The sequence below is a fragment of the Neisseria sp. HMSC03D10 genome (assembly GCF_001807625.1).
In the GTDB taxonomy this organism is placed as follows: Bacteria; Pseudomonadota; Gammaproteobacteria; order Burkholderiales; family Neisseriaceae; genus Neisseria; species Neisseria mucosa.
Window position 1 is genome coordinate 1 of the sequence record NZ_KV789613.1, and the last position, 9,176, is coordinate 9,176.

Annotated in this window: 12 protein-coding genes and 1 pseudogene; 6 read left to right on the forward strand and 7 right to left on the reverse strand. The window is 53.7% G+C overall.

All coding sequences use genetic code 11. From position 1 onward, the window contains the following. Positions 1-119 precede the first annotated feature (119 nt). From hemW to HMPREF3066_RS11495, 6 genes and pseudogenes are all read right to left on the reverse strand, one after another. Positions 120-1,295 (reverse strand): radical SAM family heme chaperone HemW, encoded by a 1,176-nt coding sequence (gene hemW, locus HMPREF3066_RS11475; RefSeq protein WP_070443046.1) that lies wholly within the window; start codon positions 1,293-1,295, stop codon positions 120-122. Positions 1,296-1,353: 58 nt separating this feature from the next. Next, positions 1,354-1,947, reverse strand: coding sequence for an RdgB/HAM1 family non-canonical purine NTP pyrophosphatase (gene rdgB / locus HMPREF3066_RS11480; RefSeq protein ID WP_070443047.1), 594 nt, complete (start codon positions 1,945-1,947; stop codon positions 1,354-1,356). 9 nt (positions 1,948-1,956) lie between these two features. Further along, a complete protein-coding gene (locus HMPREF3066_RS11485) occupies positions 1,957-2,187 on the reverse strand; it encodes an NGO_0222 family membrane protein (protein WP_070443048.1) in 231 nt (76 codons plus the stop codon). Positions 2,188-2,326: 139 nt separating this feature from the next. Continuing rightward, positions 2,327-2,540 (reverse strand): annotated as a pseudogene (locus HMPREF3066_RS12620) (HI_0552 family protein); the annotation flags it as partial. Positions 2,541-2,670: 130 nt separating this feature from the next. Then, the gene (locus HMPREF3066_RS11490) at positions 2,671-3,291 is read right to left on the reverse strand and encodes a DUF1269 domain-containing protein (RefSeq protein ID WP_070443049.1); all 621 of its coding nucleotides are present in this window, start codon (positions 3,289-3,291) and stop codon (positions 2,671-2,673) included. Between the two features lie 154 nt (positions 3,292-3,445). Then, a complete protein-coding gene (locus HMPREF3066_RS11495; RefSeq protein WP_019270290.1) occupies positions 3,446-3,676 on the reverse strand; it encodes an NGO_0222 family membrane protein in 231 nt (76 codons plus the stop codon). A gap of 286 nt (positions 3,677-3,962) precedes the next feature. Here HMPREF3066_RS11495 and HMPREF3066_RS11500 point away from each other — a divergent pair, with 286 nt between their 5' ends. The 3 genes from HMPREF3066_RS11500 to HMPREF3066_RS11510 are packed head-to-tail and all read left to right on the forward strand — an operon-like array spanning position 3,963 to position 6,097. Then, positions 3,963-4,940: a DNA polymerase III subunit delta' gene (locus tag HMPREF3066_RS11500; RefSeq protein WP_070443050.1), complete on the forward strand. Its 978-nt coding sequence runs from the start codon at positions 3,963-3,965 to the stop codon at positions 4,938-4,940. A 19-nt stretch (positions 4,941-4,959) separates the two neighbouring features. Beyond that, complete coding sequence (locus HMPREF3066_RS11505; RefSeq protein WP_003760734.1) at positions 4,960-5,316, forward strand: PilZ domain-containing protein; 357 nt, start codon at positions 4,960-4,962, stop codon at positions 5,314-5,316. 4 nt (positions 5,317-5,320) lie between these two features. Further along, entirely contained in the window at positions 5,321-6,097 is a 777-nt protein-coding gene (locus tag HMPREF3066_RS11510) for a TatD family hydrolase (RefSeq protein ID WP_070443051.1), read from the forward strand. 71 nt (positions 6,098-6,168) lie between these two features. Here HMPREF3066_RS11510 and HMPREF3066_RS11515 read toward each other — a convergent pair whose 3' ends face one another. Then, on the reverse strand, positions 6,169-6,780 hold the full coding sequence (locus tag HMPREF3066_RS11515; RefSeq protein WP_070443064.1) for a CNP1-like family protein: 612 nt from the start codon (positions 6,778-6,780) through the stop codon (positions 6,169-6,171). A 108-nt stretch (positions 6,781-6,888) separates the two neighbouring features. Between HMPREF3066_RS11515 and HMPREF3066_RS11520 the strand changes: the two genes are divergently transcribed. The 3 genes from HMPREF3066_RS11520 (at position 6,889) to pyrC (ending at position 8,996) form a co-directional block, all read left to right on the forward strand. Next, positions 6,889-7,113 (forward strand): sulfurtransferase TusA family protein, encoded by a 225-nt coding sequence (locus HMPREF3066_RS11520; protein WP_009311572.1) that lies wholly within the window; start codon positions 6,889-6,891, stop codon positions 7,111-7,113. A 13-nt stretch (positions 7,114-7,126) separates the two neighbouring features. Further along, positions 7,127-7,729: an NMCC_0638 family (lipo)protein gene (locus HMPREF3066_RS11525; RefSeq protein WP_070443052.1), complete on the forward strand. Its 603-nt coding sequence runs from the start codon at positions 7,127-7,129 to the stop codon at positions 7,727-7,729. A 232-nt stretch (positions 7,730-7,961) separates the two neighbouring features. Beyond that, the gene (pyrC, locus tag HMPREF3066_RS11530) at positions 7,962-8,996 is read left to right on the forward strand and encodes a dihydroorotase (protein WP_070443053.1); all 1,035 of its coding nucleotides are present in this window, start codon (positions 7,962-7,964) and stop codon (positions 8,994-8,996) included. Positions 8,997-9,176: the final 180 nt, after the last annotated feature.

Sequence of the window (9,176 nt, forward strand, 5' to 3'; positions counted from 1 at the left end):
TGCTATGATACGGGTGTTTCGATATACAAGGGTATGGATATTTTCAGACGACCTTAATGAAGCGGCAGTCTGCGGATGTTACGGTTTGGTGTATCAAGGTCGTCTGAAAAAATCCAATCTTACAAAAAGCATTGCAACAAATCGTTTAAAAACAACCGTCCCCGTTCGGTCGGGCGGAACACGGTCGGGTCGGTTTCCAGCAAACCTCTTTGTCTTGCCGTTTCGATTTGCGCCATGATTTTGGCGGCGGGTACGCCTGTGCGTTCCTGCAACATCGCGGCGGGTACGCCGTCGGTCAGGCGCAGGGCGTTCATCATGAATTCGAACGGCAAATCTTCGGCGGCAACGGTTTTGCGTTCGACGGCAACACTTGGCTGACTTTGCATTAAGGCGAGGTAGTCGTTGGGATGGCGGCGGCGGACGGTGCGCTCGATGCGGTCGGGGTAGGAGATTTTTCCGTGCGCGCCCGCGCCTATGCCTAAATAATCGCCGAACTGCCAGTAGTTCAAATTGTGGCGGCACTGCATGGCGGGTTTCGCAAAAGCCGATGTTTCGTAGTGGATAAAACCCGCGCCTTCCAGCGCGCCGTGTACCGCGTCTTCGATGTCGAGGGCGGCTTCGTCTTGCGGCAAACCTTTCGGCGGCGTATGACCGAACGGCGTGTTTGGCTCCATCGTCAGATGATACGCGCTGATGTGGGTTGCACCTGTGGCGATGGCGGTTTGCATGTCGCCCAAGGCCGTCTGAACGGTCTGGTTCGGCAGGGCGTACATCAAGTCGATATTGACTTTATCAAATAATTTCAACGCAGTATCGATGGCGGTTAAGGCTTCTTTGCCGTTGTGGACGCGCCCCAGCCGCGCAAGCATATCGTCGTTGAAACTCTGCACGCCAATAGAAAGCCGCGTGATACCTGCGTCTTTAAATCCTTGAAACTTCTCGATTTCAAATGTACCCGGATTGGCTTCCAAAGTAATTTCCGCTTCCGGCTGCAAGCGCAACAGCGAACGCACGCCGCTCAACAAACGGTCAATCGACTCCGCCTGAAACAGGCTGGGCGTACCGCCGCCGAAAAATATCGTTTCCACCGGCCTGCCCCAAATATTGGGCAATTCGAGCTGCAAATCGGTCAGCAGCGCGTCGATATAGGCGGCTTCGGGCAATCCGTTTTTCAGACTGTGGGAATTGAAGTCGCAATACGGGCATTTTTTGATGCACCACGGGATGTGGATGTAGAGTGACAGGGGCGGCAGGGCGGTGAGTTGTCCGGGGCGTTGGAAAGTGATTTGGGTCATGGTGTGCTTTTTGGGATTGAGGTCGTCTGAAATTTTTTCAGACGACCTATGGATTGATTTATAAGGCTTCAATTTTTCTCAACAATTCTCGCAACGCCTGCCCCCTGTGGCTTTCGGCGTTTTTGATTTCGGGGGCAAGCTCGGCGGCGGTGCAGTTGTGTTTGGGCAGGTAGAAATGCGGGTCGTAGCCGAAGCCGTTGGTGCCTGCGGCTTCTGTCTGCCATTGTCCGCGCCAGATACCTTCGGCGATGATGGGTTGCGGGTCGTTTTCGTGGCGGACGAGGACGAGGACGCAGACGTAGTAGCAGTTTTTGTCGGCTTTGTCGGCGAGGTCGTCTGAAAGGCGTTTGTTGTTGGCGGCATCGGATTTGGGATTGGCTCCGGCATAGCGGGCGGAGAGGACGCCGGGTGCACCGTTTAATGCGGCGGCGCAGATGCCGGAGTCGTCGGCGAGCGCGGGCAGTCCGCTGTGTTTGGCGGCGTGGCGGGCTTTGGCGAGCGCGTTCTCGACAAAGGTGTGGTACGGCTCGGGGCATTCGGGCGTGTCGAACTGGGATTGCGGCAGGACTTCGATGTTCAAATCGGCGAAGAGGCGGGTAAATTCTTTGAGTTTGCCGGCATTGCCGCTGGCAAGGACGATTTTGTTGAACATGGGTTTTCCTTAGCGGGATTCGGTTTGTTGCGAGCGCATGATTTGTGCGCAGGCTTTGTGGCGGATGTAGAGGGCGAGGCTGCCGATTTGGGCGAAGACGGCGCCGAATGCGAACAGGAAGGCGGCGACGGCGAATTGTTTGCTTTGGATGGAAAGCAGGTAGGCGCCCAACGTTACCAATGCGATGAAGAGCAGGGTGAAGAGGATGGTCAGAATGAGGAAGGTTCGGCGTTTGGTCATTGGTTTTGTTTGTTTCTTTTAGATTTCAGGTAGCCTTAACGGCAGATGGGGGAAGCTTGCTTCCGCTCACAGCCGCACATTGTGGCAGGCTTCGTACACTGGCAGCAGGCGGTGCAGGGTTTCGACTAGCCAGGTCGCGCTGCCAGCCGTTGCACCAGCGTTCGATATGCGGCGGGGCAAAGCCCGCGCCCAGTTGTGAGGCTACCTGTAAAACCAACGTGCGCCACACTTGCCACGCGGCTTTGTAGTCGGCCTTGCTTGGTTTGCGCTTCGGTTTCGGGCTGGTATTGGCGGATTTGGGCGAACTGGAAAAATGGGCGTTGGAATAGGTCGCAGCTTTGCGGGGTGAGCATGATGGTTTGGCGGGGCATGAAAAAGGGAGAGGCTACCTGAAAAATAGATTTTCAGGTAGCCTCAAACCGGTTTGGCATGCATCCGAAACGGAAAATTTGAGCGGTTACATACCTTGGGTTGGTGGCAGTGTTATTTCAACTTGGCTGCCAATTTGTCGAATTTTTGTTTGATGTCGGACTTGAAGGCTTCCACTTTCTCTTTGCGCTCGGCTTTGCGCTGTTTTTTCCACGCTTCGTGTGCCTGACGTGCCACTTCTTCCTGCGCTTCTATTGCTGCCAATACGTCCTGTTGGGCAACGGCTGCATCTTGCCGGAGAATAACGGTTTTGAAACGGTGGAAGAAGGCATCCAATACAGCTTCGTCGGATTCTTGCGCCAAAATAATGATTGCAGTACTGCCGTTATCCAGTTTTTTGGCTGTATTTTCCAGCAACAACCCCTCTCCCAATGTTTGGGCAGTGCCTGCATCACTGCCGATGAGTGCGCCAGTAGCTCCACCCAACAGAACACCGATAGGACCGCCGAGAATGCCGACCAGTGAACCAATGAGGCCGCCCGTCCATGTGCCTTCGACCGTATTGGCGGTAAAGTCGGTGCTTTCTGCTGGGATAATCAGACCATTTTCCTTTTTAATCAAAACGGCTTGTGCCACCAAAGCATCTGTTGTCTGCGAGTAAGCTTTCAATTCAGAAAAGGCTTGATAAGCTTCGCTGGAGATGTTGAATAAGACAACGATGATGTTTTGTTTCATAAGTCTACTCCCGTGGGTTGAAAGATTTAAGAACATACAAGTTGTATGCGGTGTCAGTGTAAATTGCAAGGGGGGGGGGAGCAATGCGGCAAACAAAACTTTACCTATGTAAAGCCTGTAGAACCGGCAAACGGATAACGAACAATACCCAGCCTTAATGGGATTCGGTTTGTTGCTCACGCATGATTTGTGCGCGGGCTTTGTGGCGGATGTAGAGGGCGAGGCTGCCGATTTGGGCGAAGACGGCGCCGAATGCGAACAGGAAGGCGGCGACGGCGAATTGTTTGCTTTGGATGGAAAGCAGGTAGCCGCCGAGCATGATGAGCGCGATGAAAATCAGGGTGAACAGGGCGGTCAGCAGCAGGTAGGTTTTTTGTCGGTTCATGATTGAAAGGGTGAAAGTGAATGAGGCGGATTATAGCGCAGGCTGTTGTTTGAAATTTGAAAAAAGTGTCCCGCGGGTTTTGTTGTGCTACACATTTTGTCAGGCAAACTGTGTGAACAGCCTGTGTATAAATCGGTTTGACGATTGATATACAGGCAAAAAATCATGTTGCTTAAAAATAATGCACATCCGGCAAGGTCGTCTGAAACGGGAGTCGGCTTTTCAGACGACCTCCAACATTTCCCTGTATAATCACGCTTTTGTTTAAAAGCTTGTACTTTCCAATATGATTTATCCGTGGCATCAAAACCAGTGGCGGCAGCTTGCTGATCATTGGGAAAACCGTCCGAACGCTTGGCTGTTTACCGGCAAGGAAAACACCGGCAAGACAGCGTTTGCGCGGTTTGTGGCACAGGCTTTGCTGTGCGAATCGCCTCGGGAAGATCATCAGCCTTGCGGCGTATGCGCTTCGTGTCATTTGTTTTTGCAAAACAGCCATCCCGATTTTTACGAACTCACTCCTGAAATCCCCGAAGACGGTGCGGTTGGGCGAAAATTGTTGCAGATTAAAATCGATGCCGTACGCGATATTGTGGAGAACATTTATCTGACGGCTGTGCGCGGAGGATTGCGGGTGGTATTGGTGCATCCCGCTGAAAGCATGAACGTGCAGGCGGCAAACGGTTTGCTCAAAGCTTTGGAAGAGCCGCCGCAACATGTTGTTTTTTTAATGGTTACGCATGCACGCGACAAGCTTCTTCCGACCATTAAAAGCCGTTGCCGCCAGATGGTTCTGCCCGCACCTTCGCGCGACGAAGCTTTGTCGTATCTTCGTGGAGAGGGTGTGGACGATGCGGAATCGTTGCTGGCTTTTCACAGCGGTGCGCCTTTGTTTGCGCATACGCCCGAAATGGATGACTTACGCGAAGAGCTGCTCACTTTACTTGCCGCGCCGCGTCTGTTGACGATACTCGACTACGCCGCTGCGTTTGACAAACACAAACAGCCGTTGGCAGTCTTCATCGATTGGATGCAGAAATGGCTGTTGGATGTCGGCTTGGCGCAACAACAAATGCCGCCGCTTTATTATCCCGATTACGCGCAGGCATTGTCGCAGACGGCTTCCAAAACCGATCCGCGCCGCCTGTTTGCGCTGACAGGTCGTCTGAACGCACTCAGCCCTTACGGATACCACACCTTGAGTGTTAAAATGCAGCTTGAGTATCTGCTGACTGAATATCTCGAATTTTGGCAAAACAAATAATTAGATAAGGTAAAACAAAATGGTAAACAACAATAAAGACATTCCGGCGAAAATGATGGCGTTGCAGCTCAAAGACCCGACTCTGCTCTACAACTGCTATATGCCGTTTCTCGAACACGGCGGACTTTTCGTTCCGACCGAAGACGTATTTTCATTAGGCGAAGACATCCTGCTTGCCGTTGAAATCGCCGATTACCCCAAACGCTTCCTGCCTACCAAAGTCGTCTGGATCAACCCTGCCCGTACTTCCGCCCACCGCCCTAAAGGTGTCGGACTGGCATTTTCCGAACACGAGAGCTGTCTTCAGGCGAAAACCCTGATTGAAGGCGAGTTGGGGCCGAAACTGCGCAGCGACCGCGTTACCTTCACGCTTTAAAATCATGCATTTAATCGATTCACACTGCCACCTCAATTTCGAAGGCTTGAGCAACCGCTTGCCTGAAGTGTTCGCCAATATGGAAGAACAAAGCGTCAAGCAGGCGCTTGCCATCAGCGTGAGCAAACAGAGTTTCGCCGAAGTCTTCAGCATTGCCCAAACCAATGAACAGATTTACTGCACCATAGGCGTCCACCCCGACAGTCAAGAAGCCGAAGAATTTACCGTCGCTGAAATGGTGAAAGCGACAAAACACCCGAAAGTCGTCGGCATAGGCGAAACGGGCTTGGATTATTACTGGTGCAAAGGCGATTTGGCATGGCAGCACCGCCGCTTCGCCGAACACATCCAAGCCGCCAACGAAAGCAGTTTGCCTGTGATTGTCCACACCCGCGATGCCGCCGCCGATACTTTGGCGATTCTGAAAGAAGGTCAAACCAACTCGGGCGTTATCCACTGCTTCACCGAAGATACCGCTTTCGCCAAAGCTGCTTTGGATTTAGGGCTATACATTTCCTTCTCCGGCATTGTTACTTTCAAAAATGCCCCGCAAATTCAGGAAGCCGCCAAATACGTCCCTGCGGACAGAATACTGGTCGAAACCGATGCGCCGTTTCTCGCTCCAGTTCCCAAACGCGGCAAGCCTAACGAACCTTCCTATGTCCGCTATACCGCCGAGTTTGTGGCGAAACTGCGCGGCGAATCCGTAGAAACGCTTGCCGCTTACACCAGCGACAATTTCTATCGTCTGTTCAACAAAGTACCTGATATCCGTGTTTGATTCGAATGGAACAAAGGTCGTCTGAAAATATTTCAGACGACCTTTTTTGATGTTTGAAACCGTCAAACGGCTTATTTGTCGTGGCGCACCATTTTCGGCGCGTAGCGTCCTGCGCGTTCTTTGAGGCGTTTGACCAGACCTTCGGTGGTGGTCGGTACGCCGTCGGTACAGAAGGCTTGGTAGAGGACGGCGCGCATCGCGTCGTTTTTGTTGAAGGCCGAGCCTATGGGTTTCCATTCGGCTTTGCGCGGCTCGATCCAGCGGCGGTTGACGGTGTCGCCGTAGCCGAACACTTTATAAGACGAGCGTTTGTCTTTGCCGTAGGTGAAGGAAGAGCGGGCGCAGAAGAGGCCTTCGACGGTCAGGTTGTCATGGCCTTTGTCGGAACGGACGTTGAGGATGTAGCGGATGCTGCCGTCGGGAGAGGGCATGATTTGCAGGCTGCTGAGGAGGATTTTGGGCTGTTTGCCGTAGTCTTCGCTGACGTAGAGGTCGAACCAGTCGCCGGATTGGGTGTCGGGCAGGGGTGGGAGCGCGGTTTTTTGTTCGGTGAACTCGCGGGCTGCGGCTTCTTCCGGGCTTTCTTTGTAGCGTGTGTTGAAGGGGGTATCTTTTTCGCTGAATCCGGCGGCGTTGACTGCCGTGGCGGCGAGGCAGAGGGTCAGGAAGGCGAGACGGTGCATGGTGTGCTCCAAAGTGAAAAATGGCTTTATTTTATGGGTTTGGCGGGGTGGGGTGCAAGTAAGTACGGTATAATTCATGTTAATCCTTTTAACGGAACATCGGAAACTATGAACGCACACACCTTAGACCTGAAGGGGCTCAGATGCCCTTTGCCGATTTTAAAAACCAAAAAAGCATTGGCGCAAATGGAGGCAGGCGAAGTCCTGACCGTGTTGGCGACCGACGGCGGCGCGCCCGGCGATTTTGAGGCGTTCTGCCGCCAGACCGGGCATGTCTTGCTCGAATCGCGCGAAGAAGACGGCGTGTTCACGCTGGTTGTGAAACACAAATAGAGGTCGTCTGAAAATGGCAAAACGTCCGATTTCAAGGCTTTTGACGCTTGCTGCTTTCTCCGTTTTCTTGGCGGCGTGCGGCAGGGAGGAAGTGCCGCCCGAGCAGATGGCGGATCGTGCGAACGCGGCGGCGGAATTGTTCCGTCAAGGCTGCGTCGCTTTTGACGGGGCTGCCGATAAAGTGCGCTCTTTTGCCGATAATGAAAAACTGACGGCTTTGAACGCGGAAGAAATCGGCAGGCTGCCCGCAGGTTTCATCGAGCCGGATGCGCTTGCCGTTTGGAAGAAAACGCAGGACGGCGCGGATTATTATTTGAGCCTGACCGGCGACAGTTGCAGCGTGAAGACGGCGCGGGCGGACGAAAACTTGATACGCAAGCAGTTTATGGTGCTGGTCGAAAACCCGCCGAAGGGTTTGAACAACGAATTGCGCACCGATCAAGCCTCCGAATCGCCGGTTCCGATCCGTCAGCTGTCCTATGCGTGGCGCGCGTCGGGCAGTCCGGAAGAAACCCTGCTGACCGTCAAAACCACCCCGTCCGACCAGTTGCCCGTGCAGGCGGTGTTTTACCTGACGCATCAGTCCTACAACGGCAAACCTGTCCTTGTGCAATAGTCTTTTCAGACGAGCTTTGGGGCTGTCGCCATTCAATAGTTTCCGTGTCTTTTTATCCTCAAAGCGGCATCTTCCACGTTGGAAATCCTCACAAGGTGTCCAACCTTGTTGCGGTTTCCGCCTTGAATCTTCCGCTTTGTGAACAAAAATCCACTGAGAAAATGAAATGTTGACAGCCCCTAGGAAGCATCAAGGGGTCGTCTGAAACCCAAAAATCTAAAAAGGAACACCCATGCAAACCCTGACCATAACCCGCCCCGACGATATGCACCTGCACCTGCGCGACGGCGACGCGCTCAAAGCCGTTGCCCCCTATACTGCCCGCCAGATGGGGCGCGCCGTCATCATGCCCAACCTCAAGCCGCCCGTCGTCAGCGTTGCCGACGCGCTTGCCTACAAAGCGCGCATCATGGTGGCATTGCCCGAAGGCAGCGCGTTTGAGCCGTTGATGACGCTTTACCTGACCGACCAAGCCACACCCGAGCTGGTGCGCGAAGCCAAAGCCGCCGGCATCGTCGCCTTCAAACTCTACCCCGCAGGCGCAACGACCAATTCCGATTCCGGCGTAACCGACCTGTTCAAACTCATTCCCGTGTTGGAAGAAATGGCAAAACAGGGCATCCTGTTCCTCGTTCATGGCGAAGTAACCGACCCCGAAATCGACATCTTCGACCGCGAAGCCGCCTTTATCGAGCGCGTAATGAAACCCGTTTTGGCGCAAGTGCCGGAGCTTAAAGTCGTGTTTGAGCACATCACCACCGCCGAAGCCGCCCGCCTCGTTTTGGAAGCAGGCGACAACGTTGCCGCCTCCGTTACACCGCAACACCTCCTGCTCAACCGCAACGACCTCTTGGTCGGCGGCGTGCGCCCCCATCATTTCTGCCTGCCGGTACTCAAACGCGAAACCCACCGTCAGGCATTGGTCGCCGCCGTTACCGGCGAGAAGGCGCACAAATTCTTCCTCGGCACCGACTCCGCGCCGCACGCCAAATCCGCCAAAGAAAACGCCTGCGGCTGCGCCGGCATGTTCAGCGCCATGACCGCCATCGAGCTTTACGCCGAAGTGTTTGAAAAAGCAGGCGCGTTGGACAAACTCGAAGCCTTCGCCTCGAAAAACGGCGCAAGGTTCTACGGCATTCCCGAAAACGCCGACACGATCACCCTCGTCAAACAAAGCCAAACCGTCCCCGCAAGCGTCCCTTACGGCGACGGCGAACTCGTCCCGATGCGCGCGGGCGGCGAGATAGGCTGGACGGTGGAATATTGAGTCGAACCTGATTGAACTGACGTATGAAAATGCCTGCCCGAAAAGGGGCAGGCATTTTGGTTTTATGGTGAATTCAAATGGAAAATACTCAATCATCGTCATTCCCGCGCTGGTGGGAATCTTGAGGTTTGGATTTACAGTAATCTTTAAGTATAGTGGATTAACTTTAAACCAGTACGG

Coding starts and splice junctions, on each gene's coding strand:
- hemW (WP_070443046.1), bottom strand. CDS start 1,295: ATGACCCAAATCACTTTCCAACGCCCCGGACAACTCACCGCCCTGCCG.
- HMPREF3066_RS11485 (WP_070443048.1), bottom strand. CDS start 2,187: ATGACCAAACGCCGAACCTTCCTCATTCTGACCATCCTCTTCACCCTG.
- pyrC (WP_070443053.1), top strand. CDS start 7,962: ATGCAAACCCTGACCATAACCCGCCCCGACGATATGCACCTGCACCTG.
- HMPREF3066_RS11525 (WP_070443052.1), top strand. CDS start 7,127: ATGGCAAAACGTCCGATTTCAAGGCTTTTGACGCTTGCTGCTTTCTCC.
- rdgB (WP_070443047.1), bottom strand. CDS start 1,947: ATGTTCAACAAAATCGTCCTTGCCAGCGGCAATGCCGGCAAACTCAAA.
- HMPREF3066_RS11505 (WP_003760734.1), top strand. CDS start 4,960: ATGGTAAACAACAATAAAGACATTCCGGCGAAAATGATGGCGTTGCAG.
- HMPREF3066_RS11515 (WP_070443064.1), bottom strand. CDS start 6,780: ATGCACCGTCTCGCCTTCCTGACCCTCTGCCTCGCCGCCACGGCAGTC.
- HMPREF3066_RS11510 (WP_070443051.1), top strand. CDS start 5,321: ATGCATTTAATCGATTCACACTGCCACCTCAATTTCGAAGGCTTGAGC.
- HMPREF3066_RS11500 (WP_070443050.1), top strand. CDS start 3,963: ATGATTTATCCGTGGCATCAAAACCAGTGGCGGCAGCTTGCTGATCAT.
- HMPREF3066_RS11520 (WP_009311572.1), top strand. CDS start 6,889: ATGAACGCACACACCTTAGACCTGAAGGGGCTCAGATGCCCTTTGCCG.
- HMPREF3066_RS11490 (WP_070443049.1), bottom strand. CDS start 3,291: ATGAAACAAAACATCATCGTTGTCTTATTCAACATCTCCAGCGAAGCT.
- HMPREF3066_RS11495 (WP_019270290.1), bottom strand. CDS start 3,676: ATGAACCGACAAAAAACCTACCTGCTGCTGACCGCCCTGTTCACCCTG.